Raw genomic sequence first — 19,922 nt, forward strand, 5'->3', positions numbered from 1 at the left:
TACGCTATAATCCTTTAATTCGGAGAACCGCTGAAGGGCTTTATTCATGTTAGTGCCAGAACAAACCGAAAGTCGTCCGGAATCACTCGCTTCCCGGATTAAGGGAATGTTCACTCCCAAGACGACTGCGGAAAAGGGGCTCATTGGGCTAATCGGAGCTCTAGTCGCCGTTGTAGTAGTGGTTTTTGCCGGAATTACATGGTATTGGAGCACGGAACCAAGTAAGTTCGACGTTATCGAAGAAGCCGCGACGCACGCCAACGTCAAAAACCCAAAGGAATTGCCTCTGGGATATACGTATACATCCGCTCTGATCCAGATCGGCGAAACGCTGCTGAAGAAGCCGGGCGGCTTTCTGGTGAATGACGTTTTCCCTCCGGGGATCTTGCTGGACAACATTCCTTCGTGGGAGTACGGCGCCCTGACGGCTCTGCGAGATGCCACCACAGCGCTTCGCAACAACATTGCGCGCGCCCAGACCCAGTCCAGGGAAGATCCGGACTTGGCAAAAGCCGAGCCTTTTTTCTATTTCGACCACAAATCCTGGCAGCTGCCGTCGTCGGAATCGGAATACGAAAAGGGAATAGAAGCTCTCGAAAGCTACCGTTTGCGCCTGATGAAACGGGAAGCCAACTTCTACTCTCGCGCAGACAATTTGCGCCAATACTTGGAGGTTTTGGAAAAACGGCTCGGAAGCTTTTCCAACAGATTGAGCGCCAGCGCGGGGGATACGGCGCCGCCCGAAGCAGGGGAAAATCACCACGCAGTGGTCACCCGAACGCCCTGGCTGCTTGTCGACGACGTGTTCTTCGAGGCACGCGGCTATACTTGGGCTGCGATGCATATTCTCAAAGCCATCGAATTCGATTTCCGGGACATCCTCGGCAACAAAACCGCCTCGGTAACATTGCAGCAAATCACCCATGAGCTCGAGGACGGCCAAGCGACATTTTTGAGTCCGGTCATTCTCAACGGCGGCGGCTTCGGCTTGTTCGCGAATTATTCGCTGACTTTAGCCAACTATATTGCCAGAGCCAACGCCGCGACCATCGACTTGCGCAGTCTCCTGCAGCAGGGGTAACGGGGCCTTCTTTCCGACTTGGGTCGCGTTTCGGCGCAGATCAAGTCGAAGGCATTGGACGAACCGGTTTTTGGCATGGCGGCGGTCTGAATTGGAAAGCCGCCGATGCAAGCTTTCCTTCTTGAAAGCACATGGGGCCAGACCTGCCCTAATACGCTACGGTCTTTGCGATGGCGGAAGCTTTTCGATCAGCTTCAGGTAGCGCTCATAACGAGAGCGGGGCAGGGCGCCCGTTTCCACGGCTTCCCGAACGGCGCAGCCCTTGTCGTTGACGTGTCTGCAATCGTTGAAACGGCATCGAGGCATCCATGGATGAAACTCCCGAAAACCGGCCGCCAAGTCATGGACGCTCATTTCAGCCAAGCCGAAAACGGCAACCCCTGGGCTGTCGATGAGATCTCCACCATCCGGAAGATGATAAAGAGTGGCCGTGGTGGTCGTATGCCGTCCCAAGCTCGTTTTTTCGGAAAGGGTTCGCGTAAGAAGTTGCTTATCCGGCAATAAAGTATTCGTGAGCGACGATTTTCCTACGCCCGATTGCCCAGCCAGCATGCTGCACCGCCCGGCCAATTCCTTTCGTAATTTCAAGAGCCCCTCGCCGGTACGGGCGCTGATCAGAAGGCAGGCATAACCGATACGCCGATAGTCGGCCAATAAGCCTTCCGCCAGTTCTCGGTTCTCGAGCATATCCGCTTTATTGAAAATAATTTCGGCGCCTAGACCGCGGTGTTCGCAAGCGGCGAGGTATTGATCGACCAACAGCCAGTCGGGTTCGGGTTCGGGGGCTACGACCACGAAGATCCGATCCAGATTGGCGGCTACCGGACGTATTGTTTCGTTATGGCCGGGGCGGGTCAGCACGGTCCGGCGGGGCAAAATCTCCACAACCCGCCCCAGATTTCCTTCGCACGGTTCCCACGATACGCGATCGCCCACCGCAGCCAAGCCCAGCCGCCTCCGCGTGTGGCACAGGATTATTTCGCCCGACACCCCTTCCACGGCCAAGCCTTGTCCCAAGTGAGCGATCACCAGGCCCTCTTGCGGCAAGAAACTCGAAGCAGCGGATTTTGAAGCTCTGGTTCCGGGATTTCTCCCTTTTTTCATATTGCGGCCTTATGAAGGCTTGGCCGACAAATTGGCAATACGAATCGAAGCAGGCGGATGGCTGTAATGGAAGGCGGAATACAACGGGTCCGGCGTCAGCGTGCTGGCGTTGTCGCGATAAAGCTTGACGAGCGCACTGATGAGGTGCGCCGGCTTGGTGTAATACGCCGCGAAATCGTCTGCTTCGAATTCATGACGACGCTGAAAATAAGCGATAACCGGCTGCAAAAATGTGGTGAATGCCGGCGTGACAAGCATAAATAGGAGAAGCGCAAGGGAATTCGATCGGTCGCTTACCCCGAGTCCGCCATAAAACCAGTCTTGCCCGCTCAGCCAGCCAAGCAGAGCGAAACCGATCAGCGTCATCAGGGCGCTGGCCACAAGCATCTTCAACACATGCCTGCGCCGAAAATGGCCCAGTTCGTGAGCCAGCACCGCTTCCAGTTCCTCGTGACTCAAAGCGTTGATCAGAGTATCGAAAAAAACGATGCGCTTACTGTCGCCGATGCCGGTGAAATAAGCGTTTCCATGCCCGGATCGACGCGAACCGTCCATCACAAAGATCCCCTTGCTGCTAAAGCCGCACCGACTCAGCAGAGTCTCGATGCGCTTTTTCAGCGTTTCATCCTGGAGCGGCGTGAATTTGTTGAACAAGGGGGCGATGAAAGTAGGGAAGGCCCAACTCATGAGGATGGAAAACCCTATCACAATCGACCACGCCAAGAGCCACCAGTAGCTCCCCACGCTTTGCATGATCCACAGTATGACGGCCAGCAACGGAGCGCCGATAGCCAAACTCAATGCGGTTTGGAGCACCAGATCGGTCATGAACTGCCTGGGGGTGTTGCGATTGAATCCGTAGCGCTCCTCGATTACGAAGGTCTGATAGATGCTTATGGGAAGTTCCAGCAAATTGATCAACAGTATCGTCGAGAGTATGACGCCGATGCCCGTAACGAGCGGCGACAATTCGAAGTCCGCCCAAAACCGATTCACGGCATCGATGCCGCCGCCCAGCGTAAACAGCAACAGGATCAGCAGTCCGAGTATCCGATCGATATTGCCCAAACGTCCCTTGTCCGTCGTGTAATCCGCCGCTTTTTGATGCGCGTCCAAAGAAATGGTGTCTTTGAACGCATCGGGTACGGCATCCCGATGGGCACGGACATGAGCCAATTGCCGGCGTGACAGCCACCACTCGACAGCGAAAGAAAGAGCGAGGATGACGAGGAACAGGAGGGTAAACGTATTCATCGGATTCGGGATCTGGTTTCGATCAGTTTTACAGCTTAGCCTTTGGTAAAATCCCTGACAAGATTTCTCGGTTAATGGCTTCCTTTAACCGCTCGTTTAAATTCGGAGCCTCAAGCCTCCGCCACCATCATCATTCCTCAACAAAGGGCAATCATGGCGCGTGATTCACAGAACCTCATCTGGATAGACTTGGAAATGACTGGCCTCGATACCCAGAATGACCACATTATCGAGATCGCCACGGTAGTGACCGATAAAGACCTGAACGTTTTGGCGGAAGGGCCGGTGCTAGCCGTCTTTCAAAACGATGAAACGCTTGCTCGCATGGATGATTGGAACAAAAAGCATCATGGGGAATCCGGGTTGATCGATAGGGTCCGGGCGAGCCGCGTGGCCGAACCGGATGCCGAAAAACTGACGATTTCATTTCTGCAACAGTGGGTGCCCGCCGGGGCCTCGCCCATGTGCGGCAACAGCATCTGTCAGGATCGACGGTTCTTGGCCCGGTGGATGCCTGAATTAGAAGCTTATTTCCACTACCGCAACCTCGACGTATCGACCTTGAAAGAGCTGGCGGGGCGCTGGGCGCCGCACGTCAAGGACGGCTTTAGAAAAAAGAACTCCCACCGAGCGCTCGACGATATCCTGGAATCCATCGGCGAGCTCCGCTATTACCGAAACCACCTGTTTAAGCTTTAAAACTCGCCTGTTGTTCCCGGAATGTCCCATGCCCGCACTACCAGGAGGCCTTCACGAATCGATCAATGCGGCTACGAAATCTGTTTTCTTAGAAAGAAATGTCCGAATCTCGTTCCCCATCGCTCGAAAACAGCGGCACAGGGCATCCTTCGGGGATGATGCCATCAGAGCCGTTTCTAATTCGCTGGCCGCATTTCTGATTCCGAGCAAACCGCAAAAACTTGCCGAGCCATTGATCTTGTGCGTAATTTCCCTGGCCTGGCGGTAATCATCGCGACCCAGCGCCTTCTCCACATCGGCCAGTTGTTCCGGCAGTTCTTGAGATAACTTAATCATAAGCATTCTGGCCAGGGTTCGATTGCCGCCGGTTTTCTCGATGATCGGTTCAAGATACGCATCGACCGAATCGGAAGCGGGCAGGGCGGCTGGATGCGGCGAGCCCGCGTCAACCCTCAGCCAGGTTTCGGTCACGCTCAAAAGCTGTTTTTCGAGGACCGGTTTCAAGAGAAAACCGCAAAACCCGGCGTCGAGAATCTCTTTCCGCTGCCGAGGAAGCGCATGAGCCGTCACCGCGATCACCGGCGTATCGCGATTGAGCGCCGGGACGTCCCGGCGGATAGTGTGCATGACGTCGAACCCCGTCATGCCGGGCATGCGAAGATCGAGAAATATCATGTTGAAATGTTGCGCCCGGATATTCCCGACGGCCTCAGCTCCATTTCCGGCCTCGATGACTTGTCCGCCCAAGCAGGAAAGTTGCGTCTTCAAAAGAATCCGATTGATTTCATTGTCATCGACAACCAGGAATCTCTTGCAGCGGAACATTCACAGGCCTTTTTAGATGAATTTATGACAGGAGGATTGAGCCTGAATATAAGAACGGCATCAGCAGCGTGTGCTCGTGACAAGGAGAATTGTTCGATCCGAAGCCCTGCAATGGCTGCTTCAGCCTGTTTTCGCAACCGGTCTCGGAGGACGGCTACAAACCGAGAACGATGGCCGTCATGAGGAGAGTCATAAAAAATCCCGTGGTCGTGAGAATCGCGCCTTGAACCTTCTTCGCGTCATCCATTAAGCCCATGACTCCGAAAATGAGACCCACCGGAGGCACGAATAAAGTGCCCGCGACCAAACCGGCCATCACCAGCAGACTCCACGATTCGCCTTCCGCCATCCTGCCTTCGATACCTTCGACGGGATGGCCGCATCCCGTACAAACGACTGCTTTATCTTTAACCTCTTTTCCGCAATATCGGCAATACATCATAAAGAACCCCAGAATTCTTTGTTCTATATCTATCGGCAGGGAAAGTCTTGAGCCTGACCGCTTCGGCTCACCCCCTACGGGAGCAAGAGAATAGCTCAATGCTCGGTTGCTGGCCATATCAGCCGAACCCGGGATAGAACCGGCATGATTTCGCGGCTTTCTTCGCTCCGGGCTTCAGAATGTAGAGGTGGTGCCCGGAACCGGATAGTGCACAATTTTCGGTTGTTGTGTGAGAATAGCAGCGTTAACAAAGTTCTATGTGTCATGGAAATAACGTGTGAGCACTTGCCGCCATTGGAGAGCAGTCTGCAACTTTGTTGAATCCTTAGGTCCAATTGTTCGGCGCTCATGGCGCACGATAGCATTAATCGATTGAGAGGAATTAAGAGATGATGAGTAAAAAAGTCATAAAGACCGTCATGGGGGCTGCCGTTGTAACGTCCTTATCCGCCGTCGCCAATGCGGATGAAAATCCTTTCGCGATCAAAGATTTGGCGAACGGCTACGTGCAAGTGGCGGAGGCCGGTAAAGAACAAAAAGAAATGGTGTGCGGCGAAGGGAAATGCGGCGGACAAACGACGAAGTCTTCGGAAATGAATTGCGGCGCCATGAAGCAGCAACAATCGGATCAGCAGAAAAAGGCTATGGAAGGCAAATGCGCAGGCATGAAAACGGACCAAGCCGCGCCCGCCGATACGGAACAGAAAACACCGTAAATCCGTTCTTGCTGCCTGAATCCGGCCATGAGAAATCACGCCGTTCGGGGTGCCGGGCTCGGTCTTAGGCGGGCTTTCATCGGCCCGCTCGCCGAGCATCCGCCGGAATCGGTCGATTTTTACGAAATCGCGCCGGAAAATTGGATGAGGATCGGCGGAAAACTCGGAAAACAGCTGCGTGACTTGACCGAGCGATTTTCCTTCGTCTGTCACGGATTATCCTTGTCACTGGGCGGACCCGCGCCGCTTGACGAAGAATTTCTTGGCGAGCTCAAAATTTTCCTCGACCGACACCATATTCGCCTGTATAGCGAACATCTGAGTTATTGCGGCGATGACGGTCATTTGTACGACCTCATGCCAATCCCGTTTACCGAGGAAGCGATCAAATATACAGCCGGCCGCATCCTTAGGACTCAGGAGATTCTGGAACGGCGGATAGCTGTCGAAAACATTTCCTATTACGCCGCGCCCGGCAAGGAACTGGATGAGATCGATTTCCTCAATGCGGTATTGGAAGAAGCCGATTGCGATCTGTTGCTGGACATCAACAACATTTACGTCAACAGCATCAATCATCGCTACGATGCCGGAGCATTTTTGAGTGCGATTCCAGCACATCGTATCGCTTATGCCCATGTCGCGGGACATTACGTCGAAGCGGCTGATTTTCTGGTCGACACGCACGGCGCGCCGGTTATCGACCCAGTTTGGCAGCTACTGAGTACGGCTTATAAAAAATTTGGGATTTTTCCAACCCTTCTGGAAAGAGACTTCAATATTCCCCCTTTGTCCGAGCTTCTGCGTGAAGTTCGGCAAATTCAAGCTATTCAGGCGGTTGCATCGCAACCCGCCCGGCGTTATGGCTGAAAAAATCCCGCTGTTTCAGCGCGTGCAATATGCGTTTGCCGCATACATTCGGAATCCCGATCACAACCCGCCGCCGCCTGGCCTCGACGCCGGGCGGATGAGCATTTATCGCGAGCTGTTTTTCAATAATATCGAGAACTTTCTGGCCAGCGGTTTTCCGGTACTCAAGAGTATCTCCAGCCGGGCTCAATGGCTTGCATTAGTGCAGGATTTCTACGCCGAGCATCAAAGCAAAACGCCATACTTCGCCGAAATAACTCAAGAATTTATCGATTATCTTCAAAACGAACGCGGCGGCCATTCTGACGATCCTCCGTATTTGCTGGAACTCGCACATTACGAATGGACCGAATTGGCCTTGGCCATCGCCGAAGGCGGAGTGCCGCAGGAAAATGCAAGCTTGCTCGAGAATCCCCTGGACCAAACAATTTACCTGTCGGCGGTTGCTTGGCCCTTGGCTTACCGGTTTCCGGTGCACAAGATCGGTCCAGGACAGCAACCGACCGAGCCGCCAGGAGAACCGACCTGTCTGGTCGTATATCGGGACCGCGAAGATGCCGTGAAGTTTTTGGAAACCAATCCGGTAACCTACCGACTGCTCCAAATACTTCAAGAAGAGAGCGCCATGCCCGCGGTCGACTGCCTGTCGAGAGTGGCGAGAGAAATCGGATATCGGGACTCCCAAGCTTTATTCGAGCACGGTACTGTGATTCTGAAAGCTCTGGCCAAGCGCGGAATCATTGGGGCGAGCTAGCGTAACGTCCCCGATACTATCCGGATCGACTCTTCGGCGGGACGCCCTTCACTTCAGTTGTCATCGCCACGCCCCGACTCTGATTGAGCGTCTGTCGGGGCCGTTTCGTTCATTCATCGGAATCGACCTTCTAGTCTTCATCGAGTGCTGAAAAGCACTCGGCCAGAAAATCGATCAGCGCCCGTATGGCAGGCAGCAAGCCTCGTCTGGATGGAAACACAGCATGGATGATCTCCCGACGCGGCGCCCAATCGGGCACTATCCGAACCAGCGAATGCTCCACCAACTGATCGCGCACCATCATCACGGGCAATTGCACGACGCCTACGCCAGCGAGAGCGGCGCTACGTAAGGCGATCATGTCGCCGGTGACATAGCGCGGCCGATGGTGGACTGCGGCCCGTGCCCCGCCGGGTCCGAACAGATTCCAGACATGATCTTGCTGCGGACCGCCCAACCCCAGGCTGGGCCAGTTCGTCAAATCGGCTGGAGTCTGCGGAACAGAGTGGCGCCCGATCAGAGCGGGGCTGGCAACCAAACATTGGTTTCTCTCCGCAAGCACGCGCATGACGAGATCGCTGTCCTGGAGCGGCGACGGCCGAACCCGAATGGCGGCATCGACTGCCTCGCCAAGCAGATCGACACGGCGATTGGTCGCTTCCAAGTGTACCGTCACATGAGGATGGTTGGCCATGAATTCAGCCAACATCGCACCGACGTGGGCATGCAGCAATGCGACCGGGCAGGTCATGCGGACGATGCCACGAGGTTCCGCTCGCGTCACCTCGATCGCTTCCTGGGCCGCTTCGGCCTCCACCAGCATGGCCTTGCAGTGCTCGTAATAGGTGCGCCCGATTTCGGTCACGACAAAGTGGCGTGTCGATCGCTGGATCAGGCGTACGCCCAGCCGTTCTTCCAGCAGGGCGATACGGCGACTGAGTTTCGACTTCGGCATGCCAAGCGCCCGGCCTGCCGGGGCGAAGCCGCCGTGATCCACTGCCTGGACATAGTAGTAAAGGTCATTCAGGTCTTGCATGGGTAGGCTTTTATCGTTCTTAAAATAGAACTATGAAGATCAATTTAGCAAACTATACGAATCATCGTCTCGAAAGTATCTTTTTAACGTCACGTCGCAATCACACATCAGGAGATCGAGATGAAAAGAATCCTCGGCGTCTATACCGCGCCACGCCCCCACTGGGTGGGCAATGGCTTTCCGGTGCGCTCTCTGTTTTCCTACCAGAGCCACGGCAAGCAGCTCAGTCCCTTTCTGCTGCTCGACTATGCAGGACCCGCCGACTTCACGCCCACCGACAAGCCGCGGGGCGTAGGCCAGCATCCGCATCGTGGTTTCGAGACCGTCACCATCGTTTATAAAGGCGAGGTGGCACACCGCGACTCGGCGGGACAAGGTGGCATCATCGGTCCCGGCGACGTTCAATGGATGACCTCAGGTGCCGGCATCCTGCATGAGGAGTTCCATTCTCCGGCGTTCACGCAATCCGGCGGCGTTCTGGAAATGGTCCAGTTATGGGTGAATCTGCTGGCCAAGGACAAGATGACCGAGCCGGGCTACCAAGCCATCCGCAACCGGAACATACCGTCCGCAGTCCTGCCGGGCGGCGCCGGAACGGTGCGCGTGATCGCGGGCGACTATGACGGCCGCGTCGGCCCGGCCCGGACCTTCTCGCCCATGCATGTCTGGGACGTGCGTCTGACACAAGACAGTATCAGCGAGTTGCGATTACCCGATAAATGGAGTACGGCACTGATCGTCCTGCGCGGTACCGTCTCGGTAAACGGCAGCACGGTTGTCCGCGATGCACAGATGGCCGCGCTGGATCAGGCCGGCCGAAGCCTCTCCATCGAAGCTAACAGTGACGCCGTGGTATTGCTCTTGAGCGGTGAACCCATCGACGAGCCGATTGTCGGTTATGGTCCGTTCGTGATGAACAACAGACAGGAGGTTGCACAGGCTGTCGCCGATTTCAACAACGGACGCTTCGGTCAAATAACGAGCTAGTTTCCGTCCGGCTGCCTTCGGCGGCCAGACATTCATCAGCCGGTGCTTAGGCACCGCTTAACCCCAGAGAAGGAGTCTTCATCATGAGCAAATCCTACGTTCGTCTCGACAAGAACAACGCCGCCGTGCTGCTGGTCGATCACCAGTCCGGACTGTTGTCCCTCGTTCGAGACATCGAGCCCGACAAGTTCAAGAACAACGTCCTGGCTTTAGCCAATCTGGCCAGATATTTCAAGCTGCCGACCATTCTCACCACCAGCTTCGAGGATGGCCCCAATGGTCCCCTCGTGCCCGAATTGAAGGAAATCTTCCCGGATGCGCCGTACATCGCCCGACCGGGGCAGATCAACGCCTGGGACAACGAGAATTTCGTCAAGGCAGTCAAGGCCGCGGGCAAGAAGCAACTCGTCATCGCCGGCGTGGTCACCGAGGTCTGCGTCGCTTTTCCGGCCTTGTCGGCCCTGGAGGAAGGTTATGACGTGTTCGTGGTGACAGACGCCTCCGGCACTTTCAACGAAATCACGCGGCATGCCGCGTGGAATCGCATGTCGGCGGCAGGGGCCCAACTGATGACTTGGTTCGGGGTCGCCTGCGAATTGCAACGCGATTGGCGCAATGACATCGAAGGTCTAGGCGCGCTGTTCTCGAGCCATATCCCCGACTATCGCAACCTGATCACCAGCTACACCACTCTGAAGCGGTGAAACAAGCTCAATCCCGTCTGCTTATTCACGCGGCTGAGTTGCCTTTCGGCGAGTATACGATGAGCAAAAAAGAAACTTCGTGGACCGGCACTTTTGGCGCGAGGTTATTTCGCATCGACGGTGGGGCGGGCGAGACGCCGCTTCGAGCAACCAGGAACAGGAGGATAGGCGCTCGGACCGACTGAGCCTGTGATGCTGCCGAGGGATACTTACTTTTTCATGGCTTTCCGTGTTTCGATACATAGCATGCCTTGAATGCGGTGCAGATCGCGCGGAACTGTTGGACCATCCACAGTTCGTGTGCTTCTTGGTCGTCGCCGTAACCGGCGTTAAACCGCAGGATGAAGAACGGGGTAAGCTGTCGCCGCATGATTTCATCTTCCTGGGTTAAGCAAACCATGAAGAATAATTCGCACCCATTTTTTCAATTTAACATAATATACATTATGCGCTATTTGATTATTGGCTTGGTTCTGGGCATGGCCACATGGCAAGCGCTCAAATACCAAAACCCGCCACGCAACGCCGTGATCTAACTCACGGCGAAACCCACCGTAAACCGTCATATCTCGCACGCTCGACAACTCAGGAGCGTGCATCCATGACAAGAAAACGAAAATCCGAGTTCTACCGATGTCGCAGTTCGAGGTCGCCGAACGAGCCATTGCAAGCATCCGTCTATGGCCGTTTCGACGAATCGAAGCGATCAGGCGAGACTTGCGCTGGTGGATGCGCGAGGTGTGCGCTCAACGAAATGCGCCTCGAGTTGCTTCAGATTTCGCCGTTAATCAGGCTGATGCAGGTCGCTATGTCCGGGGCCACTTGGACGGTGCTGATCCGCTACTGAGACGATGGCCGTCTGGAAAACGACAACGCCGCCGAGCGCATGTTATTGCGTTCGGCGGCGAGAACTGACCGTTTGCTGGTTCCGATGCCGAGGTGAGCTAACCGCCGCGATTTACAGACTGGTCGGCACGGTCAGACTCAATGGCCTCGATCAGGAGACATACTTCCGCGAGGTGATCGTCCGTATCAAACATTGAAACGGAAGTGAACCACATCACCATCTTGCATGACGTAGTCTTTTCCTTCGAGACGCCATTTCCCGGCATCTTTGGCGCCTTGTTCGCCTCGATATGCAATGAAATCAGCGTACGCGATCACTTCGGCGCGAATGAAGCCACGTTCGAAATCCGTGTGAATGACTCCTGCTGCCTGGGGGGCCGTCGCTCCGACCGGAATGGTCCAAGCCCGCACTTCCTTGACTCCGGCGGTAAAATAAGTCGCCAGGTTTAGCAATCGGTAACCGGCTCTGATAACCCGGTTCAGACCGGGTTCTTTCAAGCCCATTTCCATTAAAAAGTCTTCTTTTTCATCATCTTCCAGTTGTGCAATTTCGGCTTCGAAAGCCGCACAAACCGGCACGACCACTGCCCTCTCCTTTTCCGCAAACGCGCGCACCCGATCCAAGAAAGGATTATTGTCGAACCCGTCCTCGCGTACGTTGGCGATGTACATCGTCGGCTTCATGGTAAGAAGGTGCAAATCTCTGACTAATGCTTTGGTTTCGCCGTCGATCGGCAAAGAACGGGCCGGATAGCCGGAATCGAGATGCTCCAGCAATTTTTCGATCACCTGCTTTTTGGCCAAATCGTCCTTATTTCCGGATTTCGCCGATTTCGCTACACGCTGCAAAGCCTTGTCAACCGTAGCCAGATCGGCCAGAGTGAGTTCGGTATTGATGACTTCGATATCCGATATCGGATCGACCTTCCCCGCTACATGCACGACATCTTCGTCTTCGAAGCAGCGGACGACATGGGCAATTGCATCGGTTTCCCGGATATGCGCGAGAAACTGATTTCCAAGCCCCTCCCCTTTGGAAGCGCCGGCCACCAAGCCAGCGATATCGACGAATTCGATCGTCGTCGGCACGACCCGCTCCGGCTTAACAATCTCCGCCAGCGCCTCCAAACGGGGGTCCGGTACGGGAACCACTCCGACATTCGGATCTATGGTGCAAAAAGGATAGTTTTCGGCCGCGATGGCGGCTTTTGTCAGCGCATTAAACAAGGTGGATTTGCCTACGTTGGGCAAACCCACGATTCCGCAGTGAAGCGTCATACGTGAATAATTTTAAGAGTCTGTGAGTTATTGGGATTCGAGGCGATGGTATCGGTCTTCGAACCGAACGATATCGTCCTCGCCGAGATAACTTCCGGATTGTACTTCGATAATTTCCAAAGGAATCGTGCCTGGGTTTTCAAGGCGATGCCGGATGCCCAGCGGGATATAAGTGGACTCGTTTTCCGTGAGAAGGAAGGTCTCTTCGCCGCGGGTCACCCGCGCCGTGCCTTTGACCACGATCCAATGTTCCGCACGGTGGTGGTGCATTTGCAGCGAGAGCGTCGCTCCCGGTTTGATCGTGAGGCGCTTGACCTGGTAGCGTGAGCCGTTATCGATCGACTCATAGTCGCCCCAGGGACGATGAACTTTCGCATGAAGCATGTGCTCCGATCTGTTGACTTTCTTGAGATGTTCCGTGATCGCTTTGACGTCCTGAGCTCTATCTTTGTGAGCCACCAGAACGGCATCCGTGGTTTCGATCACTACGACGTCCTCTATGCCCACGGCCGCCAAAAAACGACTCTGCGAGTACAGCAACGAATTCCTGGTATCTTTGAGAAAAACGTCGCCAATCAAGACGTTACCGTAATCGTCACGCGGTTTCACTTCGCTTAGCGCAGGCCACGACCCAAGATCGGACCAGTCCACGTCCAGCGACAATACGGCGGCTCGAGGCCCTTTTTCCGTTTCCGCGGTCAGCTTTTCCATAACGGCGTAATCGATCGAGTCGCTGGGACATTGCGCAAAGGCGTCTTTATCGACGCGAACGAAATCGCCGTCGTGTTGGCTGGCGGATAGCGCCGCCCTGCAGGCATCGAGGATGGCGGGCCGATGCCGGCCGATTTGTTCCAGCCAAATTCCGGCCCGCATGACAAATATTCCGCTGTTCCAGAAATAACGGCCGGATGCCAGATAATCGGCGGCCGTTTTGGGCGTCGGGTTTTTCGGTGAAACCTTCGAGAACGAATACGCCATCGTCGGTTTCCGATCCGCGGCGGATGTAACCGAAGCCCGTTTCCGGCTTTCGAGCCACTATGCCAAAGGTCACTATCGCGCCTTGCGCGGCCAATTCCACCGCTTTCGACATGCGCGCCCGGAATTCGGATATATTCCCGATGTGGTGATCCGAGGGCAAAACCACCAAGACGGGATCGTGCTCTTCCTCCAATGCACGCAAAGCCGCAAGCGTTACTGCCGGGGCGGTGTTTTTCCCGATCGGTTCCAGGAGAATGGCGCTCCCGTCCACTCCCATTTGCCTAAGCTGTTCCGCCACGATGAAACGATGCATTTCGTTGCAGACTACCAGAGGCGACAACAACTCCAGGCGGCTCTCCGGCGTCTCCATGCCGAGGATTCGATGAACCGTGTCCTGAAACAGACTCTTGTCCCCGATAAACGAGAGAAACTGCTTCGGATAAGCTTCCCGCGAAAACGGCCACAATCGCGTGCCGGCCCCTCCGGACAACACTACAGCCTGAACAGAAATCTTCATGCGCTTTCCCTACAAAAACCACTTAGCTGGATGAGAGTATAGCCGAGGCCGCTCAGTCCTAGCCATCCCCGGTTGCGCTCCTCGTGTGCGTCCGCTGTCTGCGACTGAGCGCAGCGCCTATCGGTTGTCGCGACATGCGTTATACTGAAATGGCCCTCAGAATAAACAAGCCCGCCCTTACATCCAGTTCAAAATCTTGGCGCTCAGAAAAATTTTCGGCGGATCGAACATCGATTTGACCGCCAAGCAAAAATCGCATCGTGCCCTTCGTTCGCCGCGGATGAACCGTATTGACTCGGAGCCGCGGGCGCCTTTCTTGAGCCTTTTCTGGAAAGGTTTTCTGTTTATCAGCATCATGATCGTGGGCATTGGCAGCTCTTTTGCCATTTTGAATTACTTCTATCTGGAGTACCAATTTCAGGAGCAGCGCCAGGTCGACAGAGGATTGCTGAGCAGGCAAGTGCATGACTTGCTGGACCGCTCGACGTCTCGCTTGCAGCAAATCGGCTCCTTATTGGCTTCGGTCGGCGATTTCGCCTCGGCCCTGACCGGAGAAAATTCGGCGGGCTTGCAGCAAGCCGCCAACGTTTTCAACAATTTTCAATACGATCTGGATATTGAGCGCCTCGAACTGTTCTCGCATGACGCGCAGCGATTCTGGCGATGGGGCGTCAGCGCGCCGTCTCAAATACCGCGGCCGGAAGAGGAAGCTACGGTTTTGCAGGTGTTCAAGGAAGAGAAACCCTTATCTTTATTGTCGTGCGAGCAGCTTTGCAATCTCAGCGCGTACCAGCCTGTTTTATCCCAGGGACGGGTAGTCGGCGTGTTCAGCCTCACTCAATCCATCGCACAACTCGTTGTAGAACATCGCTCATTGACCGGTTCGGACTTGGGAATCCTGATCGCGAATGGCGCCGAAAGCAGTGTCCACTCAATTCCTGAATGGTCGATGCGGATTGCCGCCCTCACTCACTCGGATCTCTTGGCGCCATTTTTACAGTATTTGTCCGAACGTTTTCCTAACCCCATTACCGCGACCGAAGATATCCATCTCTGGAAAGGCCGGTATTATGCAGTCGATGTCATGCCGCTGAAGGATTTGCTTCAGGCGGAAGGTCTCGTCTTGATGATCAGCGACGTCACCACCCAGGTGAATCACATTAGGAGAGCCACCCGGGACGGCATCCTGCTGAGCGGCCTAAGCCTTTTGACCGCCGAATTGGTTTTGCTTCTGTTAATGCGCCTGCCTATCCGCCAACTTCGCCGGTTGGCGGACACTTTGCCGATGTTGGCCAAAGGCGCCTACACGGAGGCTCGGCAACGACTCGCCCATCGGCCGTCGGGACTCAACGACGAAATCACCATTCTCAGCGCAACCGCCGTGACCTTGTCCCTCCAGCTCGAGAAACAAACGCAGGCCATAACGCACAAGACTACCGAACTCGCCGCCGAGCGCGATTTCGTTCAAGGTCTCTTGGATACCGCACAGGTCATTATTTTGACCCAAACCAATCAGGGACGAATACTCACCGCCAATGAATTCGTCATTCAGATTACGGGTTACAGCGAAAGCGATCTTAGCGGCAAGGATTTTCTCTCCTTGATCTTGGAGCGCAAAATCGGCGACGACCTGGAGAACGCGCTGCTTGGCTTATGGAAAGGACAGCACAAGCGCCTACAACACGAGGCGGAATTATTGTGCAAGGACGGGACTCGCCGTTTCGTAGTCTGGGTACATACCCGTCTCCACGAAAACAACGCGGAAGGCATCTCCATCCTGTCTGTCGGTCTCGACGTCACGGAGAGAGTCGAGGCGGAAAACCGCATGATCTGGCTCGCAAACCACGATCCGCTGACCGGATTGTACAATCGCCACCGCTTTCAGCAGGAATTGGAGCGGCAATTTAGCGAAGCGGACAAGAACAATACCGGAGCCGCCATTCTTCTGTTCGATCTGGATCACTTCAAGGATATCAACGATACCAGCGGTCATCTTGCCGGTGATGCGCTACTCCGCAAAATAGCGCAGGAATTGAAAAACCGCGTGCGCAAAACCGATATCGCCGCGAGATTGGGCGGCGACGAATTCGCCATTCTAATGCCGAATCAAACCGCGGAAGGCGCATTGGCGTTCGCCAGTCTGCTTAATCAGCGGCTCACCGAGCAACCGCTCAAAATTCAGCAAAAAATCTTCCGAATTTCGGCAAGCATCGGTATCGCCATGATCCCCGAGCATGGAACCGTCATGGATGAGGTGATGGCGAATGCCGATCTCGCCATGTATCAGGCGAAAGATCGCGGCCGCGGCCGAGCTCATTTATTTTCTTACGATGATCAATCCAAACAACGCATTAGCGAACGGACGCTGTGGAAACAGGCCATCCAGGAGGCGCTCGCGGCTCGCCGGCTGGTATTTCATTACCAGCCCATTGCCATCATCAAGGGGCGCAAAATCTGCTTTTTCGAATCTTTGATACGTCTCAAGCGGGCCGACGGTTCGCTGATTTCGCCGGAAGAGTTTCTCGAATTCGCCCAACTCACCGGCCTGATTAACGAAATCGACCGCTATGCGGTTGAAACCAACATACGCTTATTGACGGAATTCGTTGAACAGGCCCCGTCGGGAGCCATTCACGTAAATCTCTCCGGCTCCGCCCTGACCAACCGCGACTGGACCGCTGCTCTGAAAACGGCGTTAAAAAACAATACGCTAAAACCGGATCAATTGATCTTCGAGATCACTGAAACGGCTGCCATTGCCGATTTCGGAACCGCAAAGGAAATCATGGAAGAACTGGCGGCATTAGGCTTTCGTTTCGCCATCGACGATTTCGGTGCGGGTTTTGCCTCGTTCTCCTATCTGAGGCACTTGCCCGTGAAATTCGTCAAGATCGATAAGAGTTATGTCACCAATTTAATCGATAATCCTCAGGACCGGGCTTTCATCTCGGCCATCACGACTCTCGCTCACGGGAACGATATCGAGGTCATCGCGGAGGGTGTGGAGAATGAAGCCACCCTTATCGCCCTTGATGAATTGGGAGTGGATATGGCGCAGGGTTATTTCATCGGGCACCCAACCTCGCTTGAGGTCGACTGAATAAAACTCATGGCCCGCCCATCACCGAGCCGAGCAATTCGAGCGCCCGCCGTACGGCGCCCTGATTCGACGAGACGAAGCGTTTCCCGTTACGGCCCATCTCGTTACGAAGCGCTCGGTCGTTGAGTAGCCGCTCCACCCAAAAGGCCAACTCCTCGGCATTTTGCACTTCGATTCCGCCACCGCTCGCTTTGAGCTTGGAGCCGATCTCGACAAAATTGAAGTGGTGCGGCCCAAACAAAACGGGCAATCCGGCGACCGCCGGCTCCAGCACATTATGGCCTCCGATCGGCACCAGACTGCCGCCGACGAAAGCGACGTCCGAAGCGGCATAAAAACACCGCAATTCACCCAAAGTATCGAGCAAGAAAACGTCGATAGACTTTTCGCACGGCTTTTCTTCGCTTCTGAGCCGAACAGTCAACCCCGCTGTTTTGCATTCCGATATGATGTCGCCGATGCGATGAGGATGGCGTGGCGCCAGTATCAACAGCAACTTCGGAAACCGTTTTTGAAGAGCGCCGAAAGCCGCGAGAATTTGGCTCTCCTCGCCGGGATGAGTGCTGCCCGCGATAAGGATCGGACGAGTGCCGAAAAGCGCACGGCGCAAAGCGCTGGCGCGCTCTTGCATTTCTGCCGGCAGTTCTATGTCGAATTTGATATTGCCGGCCACGATGACGGATTTTGGATTGGCGCCTATGGCCACGTACCGTTTCGCGTCTTCCGAGGTCTGGGCGGCGATCAGACGTATGTGAGAGAGGCTTTCGCGCGTCAGGGAACGAAGCCTGAGATAGCCTCGCGCCGATTTTTCGGAAAGGCGGCCGTTAACGATAGCCAGGGGTATGCCGCGCTTACCGCAGCCGCGATAGAGATTCGGCCAGATTTCCGTCTCCAGCACTACCGCGAGTACCGGACGGTAATGCCGGATGAACCGGTCCACGCAATCGGGCAAGTCGTAAGGCAAATAGACGTGCTTTACCGTATTACCCAAAACGTCCCGAATGCGAGCGGAACCCGTCGGCGTCGTTGCCGTAACGAGTACGGGCCGTTCGGGAAAACGCTCTTTGATGGCGCGAACCAGAGGAAACGCGGCTTCCGCTTCTCCGACGGAAACCGCATGAAACCAGATGACGCCGGGTTCCGACTCCGAATCGTATATGGCCAGACGTTCGAGCCAGCGTCGAGAATAACCGGGCAGCTTGCGCCCCCGCCAGAAGAGGCGCCCGAGAATGGCCGGCGTAAGGAAATAAAACAGCGCTGAGTAGATTAGCCTCACTGGGCTGACGGAAGGCGGTTGTCCACATGGTTTCGACAACCATGTGGACTCGGGCCCGGCGTTATTACTCGGGGACGACCGAGAGAGTCACCGTGGCGACCACGTCGCTGTGCAATTGCACGGCTATCTCGTAATCGCCGGCTTGGCGGATAGGACCAGACGGCAAGCGGACTTCGTGTTTCTGAAGGCTAACGCCGGCAGCCGTCACTGCCTCGGCGATGTCCTTGGTGCCGACGGAACCGTACAACCGCCCTTCTTCGCCCGCTTTCTGAGCGATCGTTACGGCAAGCTTGCCGATGGCCTCGGCTCGAGCCTGGGCTGCGGCCAAATCTTCGGCGGCCTTCTTTTCGAGTTCGGCGCGCCTCTTCTCGAATTCAGCCAATTTTTCGGCAGTGGCTGCGACCGCTTTGCCCTGAGGAATCAAATAATTCCGTCCGTAACCGGGTCTGACGGCGACTTTGTCGCCGAGATTCCCGAGACCTACAATCTTTTCTAAAAGGATAATATCCATCGTCGAATGCCTCGATAGTTTTAGCGTTCTTCTAAATGATGACAACATCAATCCGGATTCAACCAGGCGATAACCGTTCTCGCCAATCAAACCAGACGTCACTTAACCCGACTAACGCAATCGGCACGATCACGTAAGGAATGAATAACAGCGCCACATAAATTCCGATCAACCAGAAACTGCGCCCTTTATCCCTGGACAGCAACGCATGAAGCACCGAAAAGCCGATCAACAGGAATAAGGCGAACAGCGGAAAACTCAGATTCCAGGCGAACTCCGCCAACTCCCCGCTCGCCGCTACGGCTACAATCAGCGCCAGCATTCCCATATAGGGAAATGCCGCATGCATGCGAACTCTCACGAATTCCGGGCGGAATCCGCCCGGGTTGAATAATGCGGCTTGCCACCAGCGCGCAATCAACAGGCTCAGTACCAGGCTGAGCATCAGACTGGCCGACACGATTCCTGTCATATAATGCGCGGCCGTCTTCGACAAGCCGCTCCAGAACTGATCCGTATTGAGGTTCGGAGGAGCGCGGTCCGCCAAAGGCTCGATGAACCGTTCCAGGCCCTCGATCCAAATGGAAGACGGATCGGGGTGAAGCCAGTAGACTCCCGCGACCATGAGGACGCCCATGGCCGATGCAAAACCGAGCGCCGTCGATAACCGGCCCGATTCGCGGAGGATCACCGCGGTGAGCCATACGGGAACCCAAAGGAGGAGCCCGTAGCCGACCGTATCGGTCGCGTCGCCGACGAGGAGGCCGCCCAAGACGCCCAGCACCGCAGCAGATCCGGCCATTATCACTCCGCCCTCGTAGGCGCCTTTCCGCAGCGTGGGGAGACCCACGGCTGCCGCCGCCAGAAGGCTAAGAAACGGAATCAGCCAAGACATGAGAGTCAGCGTGCAGACCGCGAATACGGCCTGCCCTCTTCCTCTCATG

General features: G+C 55.3%; 18 protein-coding genes and 2 pseudogenes. 8 read left to right on the forward strand and 12 right to left on the reverse strand.

The features are described 5' to 3' along the window. Positions 1-46: 46 nt before the first annotated feature. Complete coding sequence (locus ACWJKU_RS08925; protein ID WP_454147820.1) at positions 47-1,081, forward strand: DUF2333 family protein; 1,035 nt, start codon at positions 47-49, stop codon at positions 1,079-1,081. 156 nt (positions 1,082-1,237) lie between these two features. Here ACWJKU_RS08925 and rsgA read toward each other — a convergent pair whose 3' ends face one another. After that, the gene (gene rsgA / locus ACWJKU_RS08930; protein ID WP_454147822.1) at positions 1,238-2,110 is read right to left on the reverse strand and encodes a ribosome small subunit-dependent GTPase A; all 873 of its coding nucleotides are present in this window, start codon (positions 2,108-2,110) and stop codon (positions 1,238-1,240) included. An 84-nt stretch (positions 2,111-2,194) separates the two neighbouring features. Next, on the reverse strand, positions 2,195-3,439 hold the full coding sequence (locus ACWJKU_RS08935) for a M48 family metallopeptidase (RefSeq protein ID WP_454147824.1): 1,245 nt from the start codon (positions 3,437-3,439) through the stop codon (positions 2,195-2,197). A 153-nt stretch (positions 3,440-3,592) separates the two neighbouring features. On the opposite strand from ACWJKU_RS08935, the gene orn reads away from it, so the two are divergent. Then, entirely contained in the window at positions 3,593-4,138 is a 546-nt protein-coding gene (orn, locus tag ACWJKU_RS08940; RefSeq protein ID WP_454147826.1) for an oligoribonuclease, read from the forward strand. A gap of 51 nt (positions 4,139-4,189) precedes the next feature. Here the strand turns inward: orn and ACWJKU_RS08945 are convergent, their stop codons facing one another. From ACWJKU_RS08945 to ACWJKU_RS08955, 3 genes and pseudogenes are all read right to left on the reverse strand, one after another. Beyond that, the gene (locus ACWJKU_RS08945) at positions 4,190-4,642 is read right to left on the reverse strand and encodes an Hpt domain-containing protein (RefSeq protein WP_454148084.1); all 453 of its coding nucleotides are present in this window, start codon (positions 4,640-4,642) and stop codon (positions 4,190-4,192) included. A 27-nt stretch (positions 4,643-4,669) separates the two neighbouring features. After that, positions 4,670-4,963 (reverse strand): annotated as a pseudogene (locus ACWJKU_RS08950) (response regulator); the annotation flags it as partial. A gap of 154 nt (positions 4,964-5,117) precedes the next feature. Continuing rightward, a complete protein-coding gene (locus ACWJKU_RS08955; protein ID WP_454147828.1) occupies positions 5,118-5,522 on the reverse strand; it encodes a zinc-ribbon domain-containing protein in 405 nt (134 codons plus the stop codon). Positions 5,523-5,794: 272 nt separating this feature from the next. Between ACWJKU_RS08955 and ACWJKU_RS08960 the strand changes: the two genes are divergently transcribed. The 3 genes from ACWJKU_RS08960 to ACWJKU_RS08970 are packed head-to-tail and all read left to right on the forward strand — an operon-like array spanning position 5,795 to position 7,745. Then, positions 5,795-6,121 carry an HvfA family oxazolone/thioamide-modified RiPP metallophore gene (locus tag ACWJKU_RS08960; RefSeq protein ID WP_454147830.1) on the forward strand — a complete coding sequence of 109 codons (327 nt, stop codon included), beginning with the start codon at positions 5,795-5,797 and terminating at the stop codon, positions 6,119-6,121. 27 nt (positions 6,122-6,148) lie between these two features. Continuing rightward, positions 6,149-6,991, forward strand: a complete 843-nt coding sequence (locus ACWJKU_RS08965; RefSeq protein WP_454147832.1) for an HvfB family MNIO-type RiPP peptide maturase — start codon at positions 6,149-6,151, stop codon at positions 6,989-6,991. Then, the gene (locus ACWJKU_RS08970) at positions 6,984-7,745 is read left to right on the forward strand and encodes an HvfC family RiPP maturation protein (RefSeq protein WP_454147834.1); all 762 of its coding nucleotides are present in this window, start codon (positions 6,984-6,986) and stop codon (positions 7,743-7,745) included. The genes ACWJKU_RS08965 and ACWJKU_RS08970 overlap by 8 nt, the downstream gene beginning before the upstream one ends. Before the next feature lie 130 nt (positions 7,746-7,875). Here the strand turns inward: ACWJKU_RS08970 and ACWJKU_RS08975 are convergent, their stop codons facing one another. Then, complete coding sequence (locus ACWJKU_RS08975; protein ID WP_454147836.1) at positions 7,876-8,781, reverse strand: LysR family transcriptional regulator; 906 nt, start codon at positions 8,779-8,781, stop codon at positions 7,876-7,878. 120 nt (positions 8,782-8,901) lie between these two features. On the opposite strand from ACWJKU_RS08975, the gene ACWJKU_RS08980 reads away from it, so the two are divergent. Both ACWJKU_RS08980 and ycaC read left to right on the forward strand, forming a co-directional pair. Further along, positions 8,902-9,768 carry a pirin family protein gene (locus ACWJKU_RS08980; protein ID WP_454147838.1) on the forward strand — a complete coding sequence of 289 codons (867 nt, stop codon included), beginning with the start codon at positions 8,902-8,904 and terminating at the stop codon, positions 9,766-9,768. An 83-nt stretch (positions 9,769-9,851) separates the two neighbouring features. Then, entirely contained in the window at positions 9,852-10,472 is a 621-nt protein-coding gene (gene ycaC / locus ACWJKU_RS08985; RefSeq protein ID WP_454147840.1) for an isochorismate family cysteine hydrolase YcaC, read from the forward strand. Positions 10,473-11,504: 1,032 nt separating this feature from the next. Here ycaC and ychF read toward each other — a convergent pair. The 3 genes and pseudogenes from ychF to ACWJKU_RS09000 form a co-directional block, all read right to left on the reverse strand. Beyond that, positions 11,505-12,596 carry a redox-regulated ATPase YchF gene (gene ychF / locus ACWJKU_RS08990; RefSeq protein ID WP_454147842.1) on the reverse strand — a complete coding sequence of 364 codons (1,092 nt, stop codon included), beginning with the start codon at positions 12,594-12,596 and terminating at the stop codon, positions 11,505-11,507. A gap of 27 nt (positions 12,597-12,623) precedes the next feature. Further along, complete coding sequence (locus ACWJKU_RS08995) at positions 12,624-13,574, reverse strand: mannose-1-phosphate guanylyltransferase/mannose-6-phosphate isomerase (protein WP_454147844.1); 951 nt, start codon at positions 13,572-13,574, stop codon at positions 12,624-12,626. 10 nt (positions 13,575-13,584) lie between these two features. Continuing rightward, positions 13,585-14,091 (reverse strand): annotated as a pseudogene (locus ACWJKU_RS09000) (sugar phosphate nucleotidyltransferase); the annotation flags it as partial. 316 nt (positions 14,092-14,407) lie between these two features. On the opposite strand from ACWJKU_RS09000, the gene ACWJKU_RS09005 reads away from it, so the two are divergent. Next, entirely contained in the window at positions 14,408-17,191 is a 2,784-nt protein-coding gene (locus ACWJKU_RS09005; RefSeq protein ID WP_454147846.1) for an EAL domain-containing protein, read from the forward strand. Between the two features lie 7 nt (positions 17,192-17,198). On the opposite strand, the gene waaA is transcribed toward ACWJKU_RS09005, so the two are convergent. The 3 genes from waaA to ACWJKU_RS09020 form a co-directional block, all read right to left on the reverse strand. Continuing rightward, positions 17,199-18,467, reverse strand: a complete 1,269-nt coding sequence (gene waaA, locus ACWJKU_RS09010; protein ID WP_454147848.1) for a lipid IV(A) 3-deoxy-D-manno-octulosonic acid transferase — start codon at positions 18,465-18,467, stop codon at positions 17,199-17,201. A 64-nt stretch (positions 18,468-18,531) separates the two neighbouring features. Then, a complete protein-coding gene (gene rplI, locus ACWJKU_RS09015) occupies positions 18,532-18,978 on the reverse strand; it encodes a 50S ribosomal protein L9 (RefSeq protein WP_454147850.1) in 447 nt (148 codons plus the stop codon). A 58-nt stretch (positions 18,979-19,036) separates the two neighbouring features. After that, complete coding sequence (locus ACWJKU_RS09020; RefSeq protein ID WP_454147852.1) at positions 19,037-19,921, reverse strand: hypothetical protein; 885 nt, start codon at positions 19,919-19,921, stop codon at positions 19,037-19,039. Between the last annotated feature and the right edge of the window lies 1 nt (position 19,922).

It is taken from the genome of Methylocaldum sp. MU1018 (genome assembly GCF_053646775.1).

Coding starts and splice junctions, on each gene's coding strand:
- ACWJKU_RS08965 (WP_454147832.1), top strand. CDS start 6,149: ATGAGAAATCACGCCGTTCGGGGTGCCGGGCTCGGTCTTAGGCGGGCT.
- ACWJKU_RS09020 (WP_454147852.1), bottom strand. CDS start 19,921: ATGAGAGGAAGAGGGCAGGCCGTATTCGCGGTCTGCACGCTGACTCTC.
- rplI (WP_454147850.1), bottom strand. CDS start 18,978: ATGGATATTATCCTTTTAGAAAAGATTGTAGGTCTCGGGAATCTCGGC.
- ACWJKU_RS08980 (WP_454147838.1), top strand. CDS start 8,902: ATGAAAAGAATCCTCGGCGTCTATACCGCGCCACGCCCCCACTGGGTG.
- ACWJKU_RS08955 (WP_454147828.1), bottom strand. CDS start 5,522: ATGGCCAGCAACCGAGCATTGAGCTATTCTCTTGCTCCCGTAGGGGGT.
- ACWJKU_RS08960 (WP_454147830.1), top strand. CDS start 5,795: ATGATGAGTAAAAAAGTCATAAAGACCGTCATGGGGGCTGCCGTTGTA.
- ACWJKU_RS08975 (WP_454147836.1), bottom strand. CDS start 8,781: ATGCAAGACCTGAATGACCTTTACTACTATGTCCAGGCAGTGGATCAC.
- ACWJKU_RS08970 (WP_454147834.1), top strand. CDS start 6,984: ATGGCTGAAAAAATCCCGCTGTTTCAGCGCGTGCAATATGCGTTTGCC.
- ycaC (WP_454147840.1), top strand. CDS start 9,852: ATGAGCAAATCCTACGTTCGTCTCGACAAGAACAACGCCGCCGTGCTG.
- ACWJKU_RS08935 (WP_454147824.1), bottom strand. CDS start 3,439: ATGAATACGTTTACCCTCCTGTTCCTCGTCATCCTCGCTCTTTCTTTC.
- ychF (WP_454147842.1), bottom strand. CDS start 12,596: ATGACGCTTCACTGCGGAATCGTGGGTTTGCCCAACGTAGGCAAATCC.
- ACWJKU_RS08925 (WP_454147820.1), top strand. CDS start 47: ATGTTAGTGCCAGAACAAACCGAAAGTCGTCCGGAATCACTCGCTTCC.
- orn (WP_454147826.1), top strand. CDS start 3,593: ATGGCGCGTGATTCACAGAACCTCATCTGGATAGACTTGGAAATGACT.
- ACWJKU_RS08995 (WP_454147844.1), bottom strand. CDS start 13,574: ATGGCGTATTCGTTCTCGAAGGTTTCACCGAAAAACCCGACGCCCAAA.